Annotated in this window: 17 protein-coding genes; 13 read left to right on the top strand and 4 right to left on the bottom strand. The window is 61.4% G+C overall.

Annotated elements, in window-relative coordinates:
• Positions 1-94: 94 nt before the first annotated feature.
• Positions 95-481: a PaaI family thioesterase gene (locus BM438_RS16275; RefSeq protein WP_093635258.1), complete on the bottom strand. Its 387-nt coding sequence runs from the start codon at positions 479-481 to the stop codon at positions 95-97.
• A 250-nt stretch (positions 482-731) separates the two neighbouring features.
• Here BM438_RS16275 and BM438_RS16270 point away from each other — a divergent pair, with 250 nt between their 5' ends.
• Positions 732-1,832, top strand: a complete 1,101-nt coding sequence (locus BM438_RS16270; protein ID WP_093635257.1) for a porin — start codon at positions 732-734, stop codon at positions 1,830-1,832.
• Positions 1,833-1,895: 63 nt separating this feature from the next.
• Positions 1,896-3,203 (top strand): MFS transporter, encoded by a 1,308-nt coding sequence (locus BM438_RS16265; protein WP_093635256.1) that lies wholly within the window; start codon positions 1,896-1,898, stop codon positions 3,201-3,203.
• 24 nt (positions 3,204-3,227) lie between these two features.
• On the opposite strand, the gene BM438_RS16260 is transcribed toward BM438_RS16265, so the two are convergent.
• Positions 3,228-4,112 carry a PaaX family transcriptional regulator gene (locus tag BM438_RS16260; RefSeq protein WP_208620664.1) on the bottom strand — a complete coding sequence of 295 codons (885 nt, stop codon included), beginning with the start codon at positions 4,110-4,112 and terminating at the stop codon, positions 3,228-3,230.
• Positions 4,113-4,125: 13 nt separating this feature from the next.
• Positions 4,126-5,805, bottom strand: a complete 1,680-nt coding sequence (locus tag BM438_RS16255; protein ID WP_093635254.1) for a class I adenylate-forming enzyme family protein — start codon at positions 5,803-5,805, stop codon at positions 4,126-4,128.
• 349 nt (positions 5,806-6,154) lie between these two features.
• Here BM438_RS16255 and BM438_RS16250 point away from each other — a divergent pair, with 349 nt between their 5' ends.
• From BM438_RS16250 to BM438_RS16235, 4 genes are all read left to right on the top strand, one after another.
• A complete protein-coding gene (locus tag BM438_RS16250; protein ID WP_093635253.1) occupies positions 6,155-7,357 on the top strand; it encodes a cytochrome P450 in 1,203 nt (400 codons plus the stop codon).
• Between the two features lie 56 nt (positions 7,358-7,413).
• Positions 7,414-8,517 (top strand): Zn-dependent alcohol dehydrogenase, encoded by a 1,104-nt coding sequence (locus tag BM438_RS16245; protein ID WP_167378405.1) that lies wholly within the window; start codon positions 7,414-7,416, stop codon positions 8,515-8,517.
• Between the two features lie 38 nt (positions 8,518-8,555).
• Positions 8,556-9,971 (top strand): aldehyde dehydrogenase family protein, encoded by a 1,416-nt coding sequence (locus tag BM438_RS16240; protein WP_093635251.1) that lies wholly within the window; start codon positions 8,556-8,558, stop codon positions 9,969-9,971.
• Positions 9,972-10,053: 82 nt separating this feature from the next.
• The gene (locus tag BM438_RS16235) at positions 10,054-10,308 is read left to right on the top strand and encodes a ferredoxin (RefSeq protein WP_143131710.1); all 255 of its coding nucleotides are present in this window, start codon (positions 10,054-10,056) and stop codon (positions 10,306-10,308) included.
• Between the two features lie 265 nt (positions 10,309-10,573).
• On the opposite strand, the gene BM438_RS16230 is transcribed toward BM438_RS16235, so the two are convergent.
• Positions 10,574-11,488 (bottom strand): VOC family protein, encoded by a 915-nt coding sequence (locus BM438_RS16230; RefSeq protein WP_244179383.1) that lies wholly within the window; start codon positions 11,486-11,488, stop codon positions 10,574-10,576.
• 368 nt (positions 11,489-11,856) lie between these two features.
• On the opposite strand from BM438_RS16230, the gene BM438_RS16225 reads away from it, so the two are divergent.
• From BM438_RS16225 to BM438_RS16195, 7 genes are all read left to right on the top strand, one after another.
• On the top strand, positions 11,857-13,161 hold the full coding sequence (locus tag BM438_RS16225; protein WP_093635249.1) for an MFS transporter: 1,305 nt from the start codon (positions 11,857-11,859) through the stop codon (positions 13,159-13,161).
• A gap of 159 nt (positions 13,162-13,320) precedes the next feature.
• Positions 13,321-14,541: a porin gene (locus BM438_RS16220; protein ID WP_093635248.1), complete on the top strand. Its 1,221-nt coding sequence runs from the start codon at positions 13,321-13,323 to the stop codon at positions 14,539-14,541.
• 49 nt (positions 14,542-14,590) lie between these two features.
• Positions 14,591-15,970 (top strand): amidohydrolase, encoded by a 1,380-nt coding sequence (locus tag BM438_RS16215; protein ID WP_093635247.1) that lies wholly within the window; start codon positions 14,591-14,593, stop codon positions 15,968-15,970.
• Between the two features lie 75 nt (positions 15,971-16,045).
• Positions 16,046-17,005: a LysR family transcriptional regulator gene (locus tag BM438_RS16210; RefSeq protein ID WP_167378403.1), complete on the top strand. Its 960-nt coding sequence runs from the start codon at positions 16,046-16,048 to the stop codon at positions 17,003-17,005.
• Positions 17,006-17,228: 223 nt separating this feature from the next.
• Complete coding sequence (locus BM438_RS16205) at positions 17,229-17,936, top strand: gluconate 2-dehydrogenase subunit 3 family protein (RefSeq protein WP_093635245.1); 708 nt, start codon at positions 17,229-17,231, stop codon at positions 17,934-17,936.
• A gap of 64 nt (positions 17,937-18,000) precedes the next feature.
• Positions 18,001-19,773, top strand: coding sequence for a GMC family oxidoreductase (locus BM438_RS16200; protein ID WP_093635244.1), 1,773 nt, complete (start codon positions 18,001-18,003; stop codon positions 19,771-19,773).
• Positions 19,774-19,776: 3 nt separating this feature from the next.
• Positions 19,777-21,129: a cytochrome c gene (locus BM438_RS16195; RefSeq protein ID WP_208620663.1), complete on the top strand. Its 1,353-nt coding sequence runs from the start codon at positions 19,777-19,779 to the stop codon at positions 21,127-21,129.
• Positions 21,130-21,213 lie beyond the last annotated feature (84 nt).

Here is a 21,213-nt window from a genome sequence, read left to right as displayed (position 1 = left end):
TGGAGGGTGCTGCTTAAAAACGTCCGATGGTAGGCAATTTGCCACGGACACGTCAAGCGGCGAAGCGTGCCCTCAGGAGCAACTGCCATCTGCTTCATGCCGCGACCGTGGCGTGGCTGAACACGCCTTGCGCGGTTGCGATAAGCACACCGCTATCGGTCCACGCCTCGCCGTTGGCAAAGAACACTGAACGGCCTTCGCGCTGAACGTAGCCCTTGCCGACGATATGCGTGCCCACGCCCTTCTCCAGATACGACAGCGTCAGCGAAAGGGTTGAGCCTACGCGCTGCTTCCCCTCTTCACGATTGAACAGACCCGCGAGGCCGCACACCGAGTCCAGCAGCGCGGCGGTCACACCGCCGTGCAGAATGCCACCGGAATTCAGCAGGCTCGGCGTGACCGGTAAAACGATCTCGGCATAGCCGTCACGCCATACTTCGACCCTTGCACCCAGCAGATCGATGAACGGATTGAGCTTCATGTGTCCCTGCTCCAAGGTGAATTGGCGAACGCGTCCCCCGGCGCCAGAAATCGCCGTTTAAGGGTAAACACGTCGCTGCATAAATGCTACATGAGATGTAAATTGATATCGCATAATGTAGCACATCAGAAGCGCTCCGTTACATCTCATGTTCCGCGACGAACGAATCGCGGCTACGCAAAGCGCCACGCCAGACCCATATCCTTAGTCATACGTATAACAAAAAAATCCCGATCATTTGGAGACGTTGATGAAGAAGATTGCTTTCGGCATGACCTGTCTGGCGTTCACAGGCGCCGCGCACGCGACTGTGACGCTCTATGGCCTGATCGACGCGGGCCTCACCTACACCAACAATCAGAAAGGATCATCGAACTGGCAGACCGCCAGCAGCGTGATGCAGGGCGACGCCTGGGGACTGCGCGTCACAGAAGACCTGGGCGGTGGATTGACAAGCGTCGCGGTGATGGAAAGCGGCTTCAACCTGTTCGACGGCACGTTCATGCAAGGCGGCCGCGAATTCGGCAGGCAAGCGTATCTTGGCCTGTCGAACCAGTACGGCACGATCTCGGTCGGCCGGCAATACGACCTGATCGCGGATTTCGTCATTCCGGTCAGCTCCGTACCGTATCTCGGTGTCTATTCCGGGCATGTTCAGGATAACGACAACCTCCAGCACACGTTCCGCCTTAGCAACGCCGTCAAATACATCAGCCCGAGCTACGGTGGCTTTTCGTTCGGCGGCATTTACGCATTCGGTAATGAGGCAGGCTCGTTCGCGACCAACCGGGTATGGAACGTCGGGGCAAGCTATAAACACGGTGGGTTTTCGATTGCGGCGGCCTATGAGGATCTGAACCAACCTGCGGGCAACACAACGGGTGCGGTGGGCATGTCCGGAACTTCCGGCTCGGATTATCCGTCGCTCCCGGCGCTCTACGAGACCGGCACCGTGCTCAAACAACAGATCGCAGTCGTGTCCGGCAACTACCAGATCGGCAAGTTCACCGTCGGCGCGACCTACAGCCATGTGCGTTTCGACGTCACCACCTCGCCCGTGAATGTCGACAACTTCGAAGTCTTCGGCAGTTACGCGGCGAGTCCCGCGCTGTTTCTGACCACCGCGCTCGCACAGAGCAACGTCAAGCTGGTGGATTCCGGCATGAAGCCGAAGTACCAGCAAGTCAGCGGCACCGTGGATTACTTCCTCTCCAAACGCACAGACGTCTACACGTCGATCTCTTACCAGCATGCGGGTGGCGATGCCAAGGTGGCCAACCTGTACTCGCTGCCGGCTTCCTCCACGACCAATCAGCTCGCGGTACGCATCGGTTTGCGGCACAAATTCTAGGTCACGCGGCGTCGCTCCTGTTGCCCTCCCGCCACCGCACGTGCAAGCTCAAAGGAAAACCAAATGCAACCGACTTATGAAGCGCCCGGCATCGCGTTGCCCGTTGCAACGACGGCGTCGATATACCGGAAGATCACCTGGCGGCTGATTCCGTTTCTGTGCCTTTGTTATCTCGCCGCGTATCTCGACCGCATCAACATCGGTCTGGCGAAGTTACAGATGTCAGTCGATCTGCAGTTCAGCGAAACGGTTTACGGACTCGGCGCAGGCCTGTTTTTCGTCGGCTATGTCGCGCTGGAAGTGCCGAGCAATCTCTTGCTACACCGCTTCGGCGCGCGGCTATGGATCAGCCGCATCATGATCACGTGGGGCGCGTTGTCGATGTGCACGTTGCTCGTGACGACACCGACTCAGTTCTATGTCGTGCGCTTCCTGCTCGGCGCGGCCGAGGCCGGTTTTCTCCCCGGCGTACTGCTCTATCTGACGCAGTGGTATCCGCCGGACCTGCGTGGCCGCGCAGTCGGGCTGTTTCTGATGGGACTGCCGCTCGCGAGTCTGATCGGCAACCCACTGTCAGGCTGGATCATGGGCGCCTCCGCCGGCGTGCATGGCTGGACAGGCTGGCAATGGTTGTTTTTTCTCGAAGGCATTCCATCGATCGCACTCGGCCTGCTGGTGCTGATTCTGTTGCCGCGCAACGCTCAGGCGGCGACCTGGCTGACTGCGAGCGAAAAAGACGCGCTGCACGGCGATCTGGCACGCCATCCGCCGATGCTGAAGCACGAAGGCGCCGGCCCGGCGTTGCGTAACGGCTATGTGTGGGTGTTGTCTTTGATCAACATGACGCTGGCGCTGATCATCTACGTGATCGGCTTCTGGCTGCCGACCATTATTCGCGAGTCGGGCGTACAAGGCAGTCTGCGGATCGGCCTGCTCACCGCCATTCCGAGCCTCGCGGCGATCCTGTTGATGCTGGTGCTCGCGGCACGCTCGGACAGGCACCGCGAGCGGCGCTGGCATCTGATCATCCCGCTCTTCACTGCGGGCGTCAGCATTGCAGTGGCGGCACGTTTTCTCGACAACACATTCATCACGCTCGCACTCCTGACTGTCGCAAATGCGTGCATCTTTGCGTCGTTTCCTGTGTTCTGGGCCATTCCCGGTAGTCTGCTGAAGGGCCGCGCCGCGGCAGCGGGCATTGCACTCATCAACTCGGTGGCCAACCTCGGTGGGTTCTTCGCGACCTTCCTTATCGGCTGGATCAAGGATGCCACGCATAGCGTCGGCGCCGGGCTCTTGATATTCGCCGGGTTCGCCATGCTGGGCTGCCTGCTCACATTCCTGCTGCCGGCCAGGATCACCAACCGCTAGCGCAAAGAATCGGCGCGACGCCGCTCAGAGGACCGGCGCGGCGCCCGCGAGCTCGCCCCAACGCGCATGCGCCGCGCCGCTCCATTGCTCGCGCAACGACTCGAGCTTCGCGGCCACCTCGCGGCCCCGCCAGCGCGACGGCAGCAAGGCGGTTGGCAAACCCGGATCGATGAACGGCACACGCTGCCACGCGTTCACCAGTTTGACGTGCGTGAACAGCACCGAGTCATCGGAGCGCGGCCGCAGCTTGCCGAACTGTTCGAGCAACACGTCATAATGTGCCGCGACCGACTCCAGGTCCCATGACTTTTCGACCAACTGCCGGTCCGTCAAACCGAAACGCAACCCGGACCCAGCGAATGCGCACGTGAAGGCGGCCAGACCCAGTTGCTCGACCACGCGTTGCGTCTCTTCTTCACGTTCCGTGTGCGGATTGACCCAGACACCCGGCATCGGATTGCCGAAACCCGCCCACGACAACGCGCGATAGAGCTTGATGCGCTCGGGCCGATGCGATTCCGGCAGCGAAATCGCAACGACCAGCCAGCGGCCGTCCCATGGCGCATTGTGGCTCATCGACTGCACGCGCTGCGCACCTTCGTCGATGATGCGGCGGCCGCGCCCTGTCAGCGCCCAGCAGGTCTCCCTGCCGACCCGGTGCGCCTCGATCCATCCCGACGCCCCAGCGCGCGCGATCGCCTGACGCGCCGACTTTTCAGTGATCCCGATTCCACCCATCGCGTGAACGAGCGTGGCGGTCCAGACCGCGCGTCCACCGGGTCGCACGAATTCGCCGAGCAAAGTGAGCAGCAACGAGCGAGCGCTACCGGAATTCATACGCCGCGCAGCGGTATCCGCAGGGGCAGCACGCGTTGAGGTGTCTGTCGCGAGGGCGAGGCGTGCGGTCATGAGGCTAACCTGATCAACCGACCGGTTGCACGGGCGTCTTCGTGGCAACCAGCCCACGATGGCCGCCACCCAGGATCTGCTCGCGCAGCACGTGCCTGCGCACTTTGCCGCTCGCGGTGAGCGGCCATTCGTCGATGAAGAACCAGACGGCAGGCGTTTTGTAGGCGGCGAGACGGCTGCGGCACCACGCATGCAAGCCGTCGACAAATGCCGCGCAAGGAGGCGTTGTATCAGGAGCCGCCCCGTCGTTAGCCGAGAGCCGTATGACTGCCGCCACGACTTCACCCCACCGCTCGTCGGGCAGACCTATCACGCACACGTGCGCAACGCCGGGATGATCGAACAGCACCTCTTCGATCTCACGCGGATAGATATTCTCGCCGCCGCGAATGATCATGTCCTTGAGCCGGCCCGTGACGCGTACATAGCCGCGCTCATCCATTGCACCGAGATCGCCGGTATGAAGCCAGCCGTCTTCGCGCAGCGTGGCGCCGGTCGCATCGGCCGCGTTGAAATAGCCTTTCATGGTCTGATAGCCACGCGCGCAGATTTCGCCCGACGTATCGAGCGGCAGCACTTCGCCCGAGATTGGGTCGGCAATTTTCAGTTCCATCTGCGGTAACGGACGGCCTACAGTTTCGGCCTGATCCTCAGGCGAGTCGTCGCCGCCGGTTTGCGTAATGACGCCGTTCAGTTCCGTCTGACCGAAGAGGATCGAAAACTTGCAGCCGAAAGTCGTGGTCGTCCGCCTGACGAGCGCGGCCGGAACAGCCGACGCGCCGGAGAGAATCAGCTTGAGCGACGACAGATCGCGGCGCGGCCGGTCCGGATGATCGAGCATCGCAACCAGCATTGTGGGCACGACCAGCGTGGCCGTACCCCGTTCGCTTTCGATCATTTCCAACATCTTCGGGGCATCGAAGCCTGGCATCAGCACGAAGGTCCCGCGTTGCGCTAGCGCACCGACCGCGGACACGCCGCAGCCACCCACATGGAACAGTGGCATGGCGTTGATCCACACGCCGCCGTCGCCGAAGCCCGCGCGCAACGCGGCGAAGCGCGATGCGTTGACGATGCCGCGTTGATGTAGACAGGCACCTTTCGGAAATCCAGTGGTGCCGGACGTGTACTGAATCTGCACCATGTCGCCGGGGGCGATTGCCGGCAGCGGCGTGCTCGCGCCGGCCGAATCGACGAAGTCCTCCCAGTCGCTCAGACACACCGTTTCCCGCAGATGCGGCACGCGCGCGCGCACCGACGCCAGAACCGCTGACAGATCGTTATTGCGGTAGAGCGGTGCGTAGAAGACGCCAGCGACTTCCGACGTCTTCAGAACGTGCGTGAGTTCGTCCGCGAGAAAAGCCGGGTTGACCGGCACCAGAACGATTCCCGCGAGCCCCGCGCCGTGTTGCAACAGGATCCACTCGGGACAGTTCGGCGCCCACACCGCAATCCGCTCGCCGGACGCGAAACGGGAAAGCAGCGCATGCGCCACCTGCTCGGCCGCTTCGAGCAACGCGCGATAACTCCACCGCCGCCGCACCGCGCAGTCTTCGATTCCTTCGACCAGTGCGATGCGCTCAGGCACCTCGGCCGCTGCCTTACGCAACAGATCGCCGAGCGTGCAGTCCAGCACCTCGACCGATGTGTCTTTCGCCCAGTACGACTCGGCCAATCCAACCTCCGCGCCCATCGCTTCGCTCCATCGATTGTAGTGAATGCGGGCTGTGGCGCGCCATGTTTGTTACGGACTGCAGGAACACCGCGCTGCACACAGAATTTAATCTACTCAATACGATCCTATGTTTGTTTTTATGTAGAACATAACCAAGTCTAGTTCATCGCTTGCGTCAACCTCGATAGGTGTAAACGCGGCATCGGCGCAGCGATCTTTGCCAGCAGGTTATCCGCGATCTCCGACGACAGCCGGAGCGCATTTTGCCGTTCCGGATACCTCATAAAACGTACTACACACTTTGACATTTTGGATTGTTATATGTAGTGTTAACTGCACGTGACAGGGAACGACACCGGAGACACTCATGAGCGACGCAACGAACGCAAGCAACGTAAAGGACGGCTACGACATCTTCGCGGGCGACTACGCCAACGACCCAGATGCGCTGTGGGCTGCAATGCGGCAAGGCGGCTGCCCCGTGGCGCACAGTGACAAGTGGGGTGGCTCATGGGTGGTCACCCGTTATGACGACGTGCGCGACATCGCTCACGACGGCGCGCGCTTTTCGTCACGCGCCGTCGAAGTAGCCGGACCGATTCCGGAAATCGGACACGAACTCTTTTTGCCGCCGCTCACGTCGAGTCCTGATGACCACAAGGCACATCGCGATCTGCTCGCGCCTTTCTTCACGCCCGCGAAGATCGCCGAACTGGAACCGTTCGTGCGCGACGAAGCACGCCGGCTCGCCACGGCCATCGCCGAGCGAGGTGAAGGCGATGCCGTCGGCGATTTCGCACGCCCGCTCGCGCTCTCGGTGATATCGCACATTCTCAAAGTCCCGCTCGACGCGCAAAACCGTTTTGTCGATTGGGTCGTCAGACTGGTGCGGCTTGGACCGCTCGACCAGAAAGTGCGCAGCGCCGTCGTGCAGGAGAAGCTAGCGTATCTGGAGAAGCTTCTCGAAGAACGCGCGAGCGCGCCGGGTGACGATCTGATCAGCTATCTCGCCCATGCCACGCTGGACGGCGAACCGCTCAGCCGCAAGCACAAGTTGGGCAGCCTGTTCCTGCTTGTATTGGCCGGCGCGGACACGACCTGGAGCGCGATGGGCGCGAGCCTGTGGCACCTCGCATCGCACCCTGACGATCGCGCGCAGCTGTTGGCGCAGCCGGACATGATGCGCACCACTGCGGTCGAAGAACTGTTGCGCGCTTATGCGCCGGTTTCGATTGCGCGCCTGACCTCGGAGCCGGTCGAACTACACGGCCGCTGCATCGCCGCGCAGGAACGCGTGATTCTGCCGCTGGCCGCCGCCAATCGCGATCCAGCCGTGTTCGACGAGCCCGACACCGTCAAGCTCGATCGCAAACGCAACCGGCATCTGACGTTTTCCTCCGGCGAGCATCGTTGCCTCGGCTCGAACGTGGCGCGCCTCGAATTGCGCGTGGCGCTCGAAGAATGGTTGCGGGCCATGCCGAATTTTCATCTCACCGCGTCGGACGCAGTCGAATGGACCGCCGGTCAAACGCGCGGACCGGAACAGGTTCTGATCGCTGTCGATCGCTGACTGGCCGGCAGTACCTGCCCATCGTCTCTTTGCTCTCCGCGGAAACATCCTCACTTATGAAAACGCAAGCCGCCGTCCTCACCCGTCCGGGCGAACCGATCCGGATGATCGATCTGGATCTCGAACCGCCGCGCGCCGGCGAAGTGCTCGTCGCAATCGGCGCATCGGGTGTCTGCCATTCCGATCTGTCCGTCTTCACCGGACGCCTGCCCAATCCATTGCCCGTCGTTCTCGGTCACGAAGGTGCCGGCACAGTAGTCGAAGTCGGCGAAGACGTGACCGAACTCGCTGCGGGCGATCGCGTCGTGTTGAGCTGGCTCACCCAATGCGGCCGATGCTTCTACTGCCAGCACGAGCAACCGTCGCTGTGCGACTCGGGCACGGCGGCGATGGCGCGCGGCACGATGCCTGACGGCACGACTCGCTACCGATGGAACGGCGAGCCGGTCTACCACATGGCCGGGCTCGGAACCTTCTCGAGGCATTGCGTCGTGCCCGCCCGCGCCGCTGTCAAACTGCCGCCCGAGATGGATCTCGCCCCGGCTTCATTGATTGGTTGCGGCGTGCTGACCGGGTTCGGCGCGGCGGTCAACACGGCCCGCGTCGCGGTAGGCGAATCGATTGCAGTGATCGGTTGCGGCGGGGTCGGTCTGAACGCGATACAAGGCGCGCGTATCAGCGGCGCGAGCCAGATCATCGCGATCGATCCGAGTGAGGAACGGCTCGCGTTCGCCCGTGAATTCGGCGCGACGCTGACGCTACAGCCAGGCGCCGAACTGATCCGCCAGATTCGCAAGGCGACAGAGGGACGCGGAGTGGACGCCGCCATCGAGGTGGTCGGCCATCAGGACACAGTGCGCGACGCGATCCGCATGACGCGGCGTGGCGGCCGTGCCGTGCTGGTCGGTGCGGGCCCCGACGATGTGGTGGTCAACGTGCCGTCGTTTACCGGCATCGTCATGACCGAGAAAACCATTCGCGGTTCGCTTTACGGTTCCGCGCACGTTCATCGCGAAGTGCAACGCCTGATTGGTCTCTACGAACAGAAACTGTTGAAGCTCGACGAACTGGTGACCCACACGTTCGAGTTTCCGGCCGTCAACGACGCACTCGACTACTGCGCATCTGGACGCGGCGCACGCGCCGTCTTGCGGTTCTGACCGGACGCAACGCCGCCCTTTTCCAATCCGGAGTTTTTATGAGCCTCTACAACATGACGATCGACGGCGGCGAGACGACCGCTGCCTCGTGGTTCGACGTCGTCAATCCCGGCACCGGCGAGATCTTTGCGCAGGCCCCACAATGCACCCAGGATCAGCTCGACGACGCGATGGCCAGTGCGTCGCGGGCTTTCGTGTCCTGGAGCGTAAGCGACGACAGCGCGCGCCGCGCGGCGCTGCAAGGCATCGCTAACGCATTGATCGCTGCACAACTGGAGCTTGCTGAACTGGTGACAAAAGAACAAGGCAAGCCGCTCATGGCGGCCGTCTTCGAAGTGACCGAGACCGCTCGCTGGTTCAGCTATTTCGCGGAGCTGCCGCTGCAGCCAGAGACGCTCCAGGACGATGCACGGGGTCAGGCAGTGCTCGTGCGCCGTCCGCTGGGCGTCGTCGCCGCGATCACGCCGTGGAATTTCCCGCTGCTTCTTCTCGGGATGAAGCTCGCACCCGCACTGCTCGCGGGAAATACGATCGTGTTGAAGCCTTCGCCGTTTACGCCACTGTCGACACTCGCCGCTGGGCGAATCATCACCGGGCATTTGCCACCTGGCGTACTGAACGTGGTCAGCGGCGGCGATGCGCTGGGTGCGTGGATGACCGGTCATCCGACGGTTCGCAAGATCAGCTTTACAGGATCCGTTGCAACGGGCAAAGCGGTCGCCGCTGCAGCATCTCCGGATCTGAAGCGCATCACCCTGGAACTGGGCGGAAACGACGCCGCGATCGTACTGGATGATGCCGATCCCTCACGCGTCGCGGCCGGCATTTTCTGGGGAGCGTTCACGAACAACGGGCAGATTTGCGCGGGAATCAAACGCGTCTACGTGCCGGACCGGCTGCACGATGCGGTGGTCGAGGCGCTCGCAGAGCGCGCGCGCCGCGCACGGGTCGGCAACGGCATGGACGATGGCGTGCAGCTCGGTCCGATCAACAACAAGCCACAGTTCGAGCGGGTCTCGAGCCTCGTCGCCGATGCGTTGGCTGACGGCGCACTGGCGGCCGCCGGAGGACACGCGATGGACAGGCCGGGCTACTTCTTCGAGCCGACGATTTTGCACGGGGCGCGTGAGGGCATGCGCATCGTCGACGAGGAGCAGTTCGGCCCGGCGTTACCCGTTCTGCGCTACAGCGATCTCGACGAAGCGATCGTACGGGCCAATGCAACGCCGTACGGATTGTCCGGATCGGTGTGGAGCTCGGACGAGGAGCGTGCGGCACGCGTGGCCGCCCGGCTCGATTGCGGAAGCGCCTACGTCAATACGCACCTGGTCGTGCAGCCGCATTTACCGTTCGGTGGCTGGAAATGGAGCGGCATCGGCATAGAGAACGGCCCATGGGGACTCGACGCATTCTGTTCGCTTCAGGTCCGCTATTGCCCTCGCGGCCGCTCCTGATGGCACGGAAGCCACGGTGGTCTATCGCTGGAAACAGTCGCAGGTCTTCACGATCTCATATCGCACACTGCAGGTGAAAACCATGAAGATAGGCATTACGCCAGGCCTCTGTCACGGCCATAACAATTGCAGCCGTCTTGCCCCGGAGCTGTTCGGACTCGACAGCGATGGCTACGCTATCGTACGAATCCAGTCGACACTGCCCAAGGAGTTGGAAGAGTTGGCCGAACTCGCGGCCGAGAATTGCCCCGAGTGCGCGATATATGTAGAGACAGCGGACGAGGTCGGCGAACGTACGCCCGAAGAGCGATCGTCGCAGTCATCAATACCGCGCTAAAGCCGGTAACCCGTTGGCGAATCGCCCGTTTTTGCGCCGCCGGCCTCGTGGCCGGCGGCGCCAGGTCCATTTCCATCACCGCACACATCAGGTGTGACTCCCGCTCCGCCTGAACACGGCCTACCCATACTTCGCTGCGACGCCCTGAGTGGGATTCACATTGACGCCGCTCAGCCCTTCACATCGGGGACCTCCCGATCTCGCTTATGCAAATCAACGACACAGGCACGGTACTCGCTTCTCCCAGTCAGGTTCGCCCTACCAATCAGAACACCCCGCCAAACCCCTCGCCGCCCATTCTGTAATTACGGTTGGTCATATCCGGGTTCCGGTTCACCAAGGGCCTCGCGTACAGCGGATGTCGCAAACTGCGTACTTCGTGCTCAAGCGTGAAGCAATGCGTTCCACTCACAGGATCGACGAGCTCGGCGAAGCGATATTGGTGAGTCTCCTCCCCATAACTCAACCCGCTCCCAGCGAGCCGCTCATAAGGTCCGGAAAAATCGGACACATAGATCTGAATGTGATGCCCATCGTATTCCTGGCTTGCCGAGAGGGTTTCCGCGTAGACGAGTTGTTGATGCCGACCGACCGCGATCACGGCTTGTAGCGAACCGTCGCGCTCACGTACGTCGACAGACGCATCGAATATCTCCCGATAGAACCCGGCAATCGACATCGCGCAGCCGACGGGCACATCGAGCTGCACATACGCGATGCCAAGGTCAATGTCCGCCCACGGGTCGCTCTCTGTGCATGCATCAGGATCGAGGCAGTCGTAACGATTCCCCCATGGACAGATCACTTCCACGCGGTCGTCCCGCTCGGTCCATGCGAATCGTGTCTGCTCCAGCACGGGCTCGATGGCGCGTAGCCGCTCGATCAGCGACGCGCGCCTGCCCACGACCAGCCCGACATGTCCGCGAAGACGCTGTGGGTCGCCGTGCGGCAAGTGAATCTGCGAGCGGCCGGCGTTGATCCACATGTTGGTCACGCCCGTCATCAGGAAGGGATCGCGCGTCAGACCGAGTGCACTGACATAAAACGCGGTCGCGAGACGCTGGTCCGGGATCGTGAGATTGACGTGTTCCAGCAGCACAAGACTGCCGATGTCTTCACGTGCGTAATTGGAAAGCCCCATCTGTTTGCCCTCGAAAGATTGATGCCGTAGATCAAACATACACCACTCGAGCGGCCCTCACGACATCCTTAATTCTCGCCGCCGCCCAGAGGGGCGATGCTGTTGATGGAGGCCGTTTACCACCGCGCTGAACAATTGGGGCGGCAGGTTGGCAACTTGCGCACTATCGGCCGCGTAAGCCGAAAGTGATGAGCGAAACCGGTGCCGCGTCCGTTTGAGGTAGAGGGCCGCAGGAATATCCCGGCCTGCAGGAGACGCATACAAAAAGTTATCGGCCCAAAAAAATGTGAATAGCCGTAGCTTTTTGTCCCGGAAATACTGGCCGCACCTCAAGCCGATGCCGGTTTCCGCACTTTCCGCGGACCCCCGTGTGCTTGCCATCAAACCGTCGTCCCTTCGGAAATTCGATGAGCAACGTCACCCTGCAAACCACCGAAACGCCCGTTACCGTTCGTCCTTCCCGGCCGACTCGCCAGGTACGCACGATCGCGGCCTGTTCGATCGGCAACGCAATTGAAATGTACGACTTCACTGTCTACAGTTTCTTCGCCATGCTGATCGGCAAGCTGTTTTTTCCTATCGATAGCGCATACGGCTCCCTGCTGCTTGCTGTCGGGACATTCGGTATCGGCTTTGTGATGCGGCCACTCGGTGCGCTGGTGATCGGCAGCTTTGCCGACCGAAGCGGCCGCAAGGCGGCGATGACGCTGACGATCACGCTGATGGTTGGAGGCACGCTGTGCATCGCCATCGCGCCGACCTACGTGATGGCGGGGACCCTCGGCACACTCGTGCTCGTATTCGGCCGCATGCTGCAGGGTTTCTCCCTGGGCGGAGAAATCGGCGCATCGACCGCGATGCTGATGGAGTCCGGCAGCTTCGGCCGCCGCGGCTTCCGGATCGGCTGGCAGGGCGCGAGCCAGGGATGTGCCGCCGTAGTAGGTGCGTTGAGCGGCGCCGTACTCTATGCGAGCCTGTCGCAATCCGCGCTCGAGTCCTGGGGCTGGCGTATGCCGTTTCTGCTTGGATTGCTGATCGCACCCGTGGGCCTTTACATCCGGGCTCATCTCGATGAGACGCTCGATAGCAATGCGGCGGAGCCTCACCCGCTTGCGACGTTGTTGACCCAGCATGGCAGCAAGATCGTGCGTGGAGTGCTGTCTATCGTCGCGGGAACGGTCGGCATGTACCTGGTGGTGTTCTTCATGCCGACCTATATGGTGCGTGTGCTGCATCTTTCCAGCTCACTGTCGTTGATGGCGGGCTGCGTGTCGGGCGCGACGATGACAGTCATGTGCCTTGTGTCCGGCTTGATCGCCGATCGGACTGAATCGCGCAAACCCATTGCGCTCGCGTCCGTCGTGCTGACGACGCTGCTCGTCTATCCCTCGTTCTGGGCAATGAACATGCACCCCAGTGTCCCGCTGGCCCTTGTCATGACGGCAGTCGTCACAGCGGCAAGCAGCTTCGGCAGCGCACCCATGTTGCTGTTGCTAATGGAGATGTTTCCGGCCAGCGTGCGGGCGAATGGACTGTCCGTCATCTACAGCATCGGTGTTGCGCTCTTTGGCGGATCCGCGCAGTTCATCGTGACCTGGCTCCTTGCAAAAACGGGCAATCCCATGTCGCTCGCGCTTTACATGATCGCCTGCGGAATCGTCACGGCGTGTGCGATGTGCAGCCTACCCGAGCCGCACAAGCGCGCCTCATAACAAATAGCACGGCACGCCTCTCGGGCGGCCGCACACGGTAGGCCAGGCCGATATTCGTCACTCTGAGTGAATCAGTATTCGCGTTTGAATGAGACGCGAGGGAGCGGCTCGTCCCGTTCCCCGGCGAATTTATCAAAAACACGCAAGTGGAGATTTGCAATGAAAAGGACATTGGGTGCGCTGCTAGCATCGATTGGCACATTGGCGTGCTCCGGGGCTTTCGCCGAAGTGTCGCCAGGCGCGCCGCCCGACGCGGCGGCTAGCGCATATGCATCCGGCACGCAAATGCAGTCGATCTTCCGGTACTGGGGAGCTGGCTTAGGGCGGCAGACGCTGGGGGTTGCCTCACAACGTAGCTTTGTGACGCTCTACGGCACGCTGGATATGGGCATCAACTATACGAAGGATGGTCCATACAGCATCGAGCGAGTTCAATCGGGCGGCGCACTGACATCGAAGTTCGGCTTCTACGGTCAGGAGTATCTGGGTAATCAATGGACCGTGTTTTTCCGGCTGGAAAACGGCTTCATGGGCAACACCGGATCGGTTCAGGACACGACGTCGCTCTTCAATCGCGCGTCCTATGTGGGGATGCAGAATCCGATCTACGGCCAATTGACAATGGGTCGCCAATATACGTCGGCCGGCGCAGCGGCGCTCGGCGCGGATCCGTTTCTCGCCGTCGCGCACGAATCGGTCTACACATACTTTCTCGGGGCAACGGATCTCGGTCTCGGTGCGAACAGCGACGCGCTGGGTCGCTTGCCCAACACGCTACGCTATATCTCGCCGCGATTCGGGCCATTCGGCTTCGACCTCAGCTATTCGCTCAAAGGCGATCAATCCGTAGGCCCGGCTGTGCACCAACGTTCGGCGATGATTTCTTACATCGACAAGCGGGCGGTGTTGTCAGTCGCTTTCGGGCAAAGCTGGTGCGATCCGTCGATGACAGGCAGTTGTGTCGGCAAGACTGCCATCGCGCCGGCAAAACGTACGGACACCTATCTTGCCTCCCTGATGTATGACGTTGGTCCGTTCGTCGCGCAGGCCGCCTACATCCGGTACGTTCCGCAGACAGCGGACAGCGCTATCGCAAGCGTGTATCTGCTCGGCTTGCAAAAGTGGTGGGGGGGTCAATCTGCTGCGGGTTTCGACTGCGTATCGCGATACGACGAAGTCGCAGGATTATGCATACGGCTCGACCATCGGTATCGATCACTTCCTGTCAAAACGAACTTCTGTGTATGGGCGTGTCGGTGTCGTACGAAATGGCCCGAATTCCAGCGTCACATACAACTACGACAGCGGATCACCGGCACCTGCACCCGGGCGCACCGTGTCGAGAGTCACGTTGGGTATCAACCATCAATTCTGATCTGATGCGTGGCCGCATCGCGCATCCATTTTCGTCAACAGTACCGAGGATAAAATCGTGTCAATTGAACTGGTTCAAGACTTCATCGAAAGCAGCAAGGACAAATACATTCAACTGTCGGACGACATCTGGCAATACGCGGAATTGGGTTATACGGAACAAAAATCCGCTGCAGCGCATATAGCGTTTCTGAAATCGGCCGGCTCTACCGTGCGCGAAGGAGTAGCCGGGATTCCGACGGCGTTCGTCGCACAAGCGGGTTCAGGCGGTCCGGTGATCGGCATCCTTGGCGAGTTCGACGCGCTGTCCGGTCTCAGCCAGGAGAGCCTCGCACTTAGATCCTGCCCGTCAAGCGAGAGCGACAACGGCAACGGCAACGGCCACGGTTGCGGGCACCACCTGCTCGGCACGAGCGCTCACCTGGCGGCAGTCGCGGTCAAGAATGCGCTGGAACGCAACGGAATAGAAGGCACAGTGCGGTTCTACGGTTGTCCTGCCGAAGAAGGCGGCTGGGGTAAAACCTTCATGACTCGCGCGGGCCTGTTCGACGATGTGTCAGCCGCGATCACCTGGCACCCCGGCGTCGCGAACACGATCATGAATATGGAGAGTCTGGCGGTTAAGCAGGCGTACTTCCGCTTCAAGGGCGTGGCTGCCCATGCCGGCGCATCGCCGCATCTCGGGCGCAGCGCGCTCGACGCACTCGAGCTGATGAACATCGGTACCAACTTTCTGCGCGAACACATGATCCCGGACGCGCGCGTGCATTACGCCATTACCGATGCCGGTGGCGTTGCGCCGAATGTCGTGCAACCGAATGCAGCGGCGCTCTATATGATCCGTGCACCGCGCAATCGCGACGCGAGTGAACTGTACGAGCGGATCTGCAATATCGCCCGCGGCGCCGCGCTCATGACCGACTGCGAACTGGAAATCGAAGTGCATTCAGCTTGCTCGAACCTGCTTCGCAACACCACGCTGAACGAACTGATGCAGGCAAAGCTGAAGGAATTCGGTGCGCCGGACTATGACAGCGACGAGCTGCAGTTCGCGGAGTCAATGCATCGCACGACACGCCCGGAAGAGATCGAGATGGCAGGCCGCATGCTGCAGGCCGCATGGCGTCAGCCGAAAGCGCTGTTCGACGGCGTTGATGCACTACACAACGACCGGCCTTCGAAGATGCACGGCTCGACCGACGTTGGCGACGTCAGCTGGGTCACGCCGACCGTGCAATGCATGACCGCATGCTTCGCTTTTGGTACGTCGCCGCATTCGTGGCAGTGGGTGTCGCAGGGCAAGAGCGCGATCGCGCACAAAGGCATGGTGCTCGCGGCAGCGCGCACGGAACTCGCCGAGCGCCTGGCCGTGGAGCCCTACGTGTGCCCGATTCCAGAGGGCGTGCAGCAGCCGCTGCCGAAGACCGTGGGCTGACTGCTGCACTGGCATGCCCGCGCGCAATTTTGTCCCGCTATCATGGCTCTCTGAAAGATGAAGTCAGGGGATGCTGTGAAGCTGAGACAACTCGATGCGCTGCGTGCGGTCGCTGAGGCCGGGAGTCTGCATGAGGCAGCGCGCCGTCTCTTCCTGACGCAGCCCGCGATCAGCCGTTCGATCAGGGAGCTGGAGGTCGAACTCGGCCTCCAGCTCCTCACGCGCTCGGCGAACGGTGCCACCCTGACGCCTTTCGCGCAACAAGTGCTCAAACGTGCGCAGGTCGTGCAGCGCGAGATTGGGCACATCACGGAAGACGCGCAAACCGAGCGGGGCGAACTTGCGGGACGGCTGACTCTCGCAATAACGCCACCGGCATCGACCCGCGCGCTTGCCAATGCGCTCATCGAGTTGACGGTCGCGCGTCCAAACGTGAAATTGCAGGTGATCGAGGGGCGTGCCGAAACGATTGCGGACGGACTGCGCAACGGTACGATCGACATCGGCGTCTTCACGCAGTACGGTGAACCGAAGAACGCGACGTTCGAGTGGACCCGACTGTACGAACTCGGCGTGCTGCTCACGATCCCCGCGTCGTATAAGTGTGCGCAGACGCTGTCTGTCGAGCAGATTCACACAATGCCGTGGCTCCTGCTGGATTCTCCGAATGACGAGTCGGGCTTTGTTGCGACGCTATTTAGCAAGTACGGCATGCCTGTGCCGGAGCGCGTAACCCGATGTTCTGCCATGAATCTTTATCTGGACCTCTCCATGCAAATGGAAGCCGTCGCGGTATGGTCATCGCTCGCGATGCCGATACTGTCAAAGCGAGCGGCGGGAGGATCACTCAGATTTCTGAGTCTTGTCGAGCCAATGCCGCCGATTGGCGTCTATCTCGCCTATTCCAGCGAGGATCTGTTGACCGCAACTGCGAAGGACTTCATCCGGCGTCTGCGCGCGAGGCTCGATGGCGGTGACGAAGCGCGAATGCCTGCGGGCATGGGCTTTAGCGACATGCACACTGGTGTTCGCTAGTCCGCTATCGCGCTGCCCGCTGCCTCTGCGTTTGCCGCGCCGAGTCAGTGCGCATCCACGGACATCTCACGGCGGCAAGTTCGCGCCGGCGCGTCCTCGGCTTGCCTGCATTTTGACTCATTTTTAACTAACCGGTTAGAATATTATGAGATCGAAGATTCAGGACGAGTCACGAGCCTTCCATTTCTGTCTGAACGTACGATGATTTTCTGGGGAAAACGACTTGTTACGCCGTAAATTTATTTCGTCAATGGTCCTGATGGCTGCGGGCATCGCAGTCGCCAAGGCCCGCGTGATTTTCGGCGGCATGCCGTGGTTCAAGGACCCGGTGGTGCTGCCGGAGCCGGTGGTGGCGGACGGCTGGAAATTCTTCACGGCCGAAGAGGTCGCCGTTGTCGAAGCGATCTCAGATCGCCTGATTCCTTCGGACGAGTTGAGCATCGGCGGCAAGGAAGCGGGCTGCGCACTCTTCATCGATCGCCAGTTGAACGGCGATTACGGCCGTGCGGCCACGCAATACCGGCTGGGAGAATTCAAGCCGGGCACGCCGAGCCAAGGCCCGCAAATCAAGGATACGCCCGCCGAACGCTATCGCGCCGGCCTGAAGTCGCTCGACGATCACTGCAAGCAAAATTTCGGCGGAAAAGCCTTCAATACGCTTTCGCCCGAACAACAGGATGAGCTGCTCAAACAACTCGAGGCCGGCGCGCTCGCCCTCGGCAGAGTCGATTCGAAAGCCTTCTTCAATCTGGTTCTGCAGAACGTGCGCGAAGGGTTCTTCGCCGATCCGATCTACGGCGGCAACAAGGACATGGCCGGCTGGAAGATGCTCGGCTTCCCCGGCGCGCAATACGACTTCCGCGACGTAATCGGTCGTCAGGGCGAAGACCTGAAGATCATTCCGATCAGCCTCATCAGCCGCAAGAGCTGACGCGCGCGCGTTTCCCATTGCGTCACTGCATCACTGCACCCCACTGCAACAAGCGGAGAATTACATGGCACTCAAACGTGCTAAGGCCGACGCTGTCATCGTCGGTCTCGGCTGGGCCGGTTCGCTCATGGCGAACGAGTTGACCCAGGCAGGTCTGAACGTGGTCGCGATCGAACGCGGCGCATGGCGCGATACCAGCAGCGACTTCCCCACCACGGTCGACACCGACGAATTGCGTTTCGCGACGCGCCGTGCGCTCATGCAGCCGCCCGCCGTCGAAACGCTCACGTTCCGTAACACGCCGGATCAAACCGCTCTGCCGCTGCGCGACTGGAACACCTACCAGTTCGGTATCGGCGTAGGGGGAGCCGGTACGCACTGGAATGGCATGACGTGGCGTTTCCTGCCGAACGACTTCCAGACCTATACGAACACGGTCGAGCGTTACGGCAAGAGCAAATTCCTGGAAGGCATGCAGGTGCAGGATTGGGGGGTGACGTACGCCGATCTCGAACCGTTCTACGACAAGTTCGAACGTCTGGCCGGCACCTCGGGCCGTGCGGGCAACATTCAGGGCAAAATCCAGCAAGGCGGCAACCCGTTCGAAGGTCCGCGCAATCGCGACTATCCGCTGCCGCCGCTCGAGCGCACGCGTGTCGCGACGATGTTCGACAAAGCGGCGCGCGAGCTCGGCTATCACCCGTTTCCGGTACCGGCAGGCAATACCTCAGGCGCGTATGTGAATCCTCTGGGCGTCCATATGGCGCCTTGCACATATTGCGGCTACTGCGAGTTTTTCGGTTGCGGCAACTGGTCCAAGAGCAGCCCGCAGGCGTGCATCATGCCCGCGCTCATGCAGCGCAAGAATTTCAGCGTGATCACCGAATCCGAGGTCTTGCGGGTGAACCTCGCCGAAGACAAGAAAACGGCGACCGGCGTCACCTTTGTCGACCACGATAACAACGAGTGGGAGCAACCCGCCGACATCGTCGTGATCTCGGCCTACCAGATGGACAACGTGCGTCTGATGCTCCTGTCAGGCATCGGCAAGCCCTACAGGCACGATACCGGCGAAGGTGTGGTCGGCCGCAACTACGCGTACCAGACCATCTCGGGCGCGTCGATCTTCTTCGAGAACGAGCGGCTCAATCCGTTCATCGGCGCGGGCGCACTCGCGCAGGCCATCGACGACTTCAACAGCGACAACTTCGACCACAGCAACCACGATTTCATCGGCGGTGGCGTGGCGCTCGTGCACTCGACGAACGGCCGACCGATCGGTTTAAGCAATGGCGTGCCGCCCGGCACACCGCGTTGGGGCAGCGAGTGGAAGAAGGCGTATCAGCACACCTATCAGAACTACAACTCGATCTACGTAATGGGCAACAGCTATCCGCATCGCGATGTTTATCTCGATCTCGATCCCGAATACAAGGATCGTTTCGGCCGACCGCTGTTACGCGTGACCTTCGACTGGATTGAGAACGACAAGCGCTCGGCGAAATTCATGGCAGACAAGTCCGAAGAACTCGGCCACGCGATGGGCGCGAAAACCGTCGTGCGCAGCGAGCCGACCACCAGGCCGTTCTCGCCGATGGACAATCTGTCTTCGCATACGACCGGCGGCGCCATCATCGGCGACGATCCGAAGACGAGCGCGCTCAATCGCTACCTGCAAAGCTGGGACGTGCATAACACCTTCGTGGTGGGCGCCTCCGCGTTCGCCAACAACGGCGGCTACAACCCGACCGGCACCGTTGGCGCCACCACGCTGTGGGCCGCGGAAGCGATCAAGTCGCAGTATCTGAAATCGCCCGGCCCCCTGGTGAGGATCTAAAACGTGCGCACCAGGACACTCATCGGTTCTTTCAGCGCGGCGGTACTCGCTGCCGCGGCTTTCGTCGCGTGGGATCATGCGGGCGATGCGCACGCGCAGAACAAGCCTGACACCCAGAGCAACGTCGGCGGTCAAGCCGCGGTGAATGCGCCTTCTCCGAAGACCATGCCGCTTTCCTCCGCCGATTCGGACGCCGTCAAGCGCGGCCTGTACCTGGCCCGCGCCGGTGACTGTGTCGCCTGCCACACGGCCGAAGGCGGCAAGCCCTTCGCAGGCGGCCTGCCACTGGAAACGCCGTTCGGGAAGATCGTCGCGAGCAATATCACGCCCGACAAGGAAACCGGCATCGGCACCTGGAGCGACACGGAGTTCATTCGCGCCGTAAAGGAAGGCCGCGGCAAGCACGGCGAATTCCTGTACCCTGCCATGCCGTATACGGCCTATGCGAAGGTCAGCGATCAGGACCTGCGCGATATCAAGGCGTATCTGGATACCGTTCCAGCTGTGAACAACAAGGTCGACGCAAATCAATTGCCCTTCCCGTTCAACATCCGCATGCTGATGTTCGGCTGGAACCTGCTGTTCTTCGACAACACGTCATTCAGGAATGACGACAAGCGGTCGGTGGAATGGAATCGCGGTGCTTATCTGGTCGAAGGGCTCGGTCACTGCGCGTCCTGCCACACCGCGAAGAACTTCCTCGGCGGCGACAAGGCCGCGTTGCAGGGCGGCGCATTGCAGGGCTGGTTTGCGCCGGAAATCACGAGCAATCCTTACACGGGTCTCGGCAACTGGTCGACGCAGGACATCGTCGAGTATCTGCATACGGGCGGTAATCAGCGTAGCGTCGCGTCGGGCCCGATGGCGGAGGCTGTAACGAATTCGCTGCAACACCTGAGTACGGCGGACCTGCATGCCGTGGGCGTATACCTGAAGAGCTTCCCCGGATCCGACCGGAAGGCGCCGACAGCGCTTGCAGCAAGTAACTCGGCAATGACGCTCGGCCGTTCGCTCTTCATGGCGAACTGTGCCGCGTGCCACCGCTCGTCGGGCCAGGGCGTGACGGGCATGGTTTCATCACTGGCGGACAGCGCGGGCGTACGGGCGCCGGATCCGGCCAACATGCTGCGCACGATCCTGATCGGCAGCCGTGGCGCCGTGACGCAAACCAATCCTACCGGAGCGGCCATGCCAAACTTCAGCTGGAAGCTGACGGACGGCGACATCGCGGCCATCTCGACCTATGTGCGCAATAGCTGGGGCAACGCGGCGGCGGCGGTCACAGCCGACGACGTCAAGCAAGCTCGCCGCAGTCTCGGCGCACAATCGGCAATAGGTGTGGCACAGAACAGGTAGCAGGCAACGTGCTTGTTTTTGCCATGTAGAAAGCCGGCGTGGTCTCATGCCGGCTTCTTCAAGCGGGTCCTTGCTGCCGATCAC

Source organism: Paraburkholderia aspalathi, assembly GCF_900116445.1.
Taxonomy (GTDB): Bacteria; Pseudomonadota; Gammaproteobacteria; order Burkholderiales; family Burkholderiaceae; genus Paraburkholderia; species Paraburkholderia aspalathi.
Note: the sequence above shows the minus strand (reverse complement) of the source record. Positions and strands in the feature narration are given on the sequence as shown.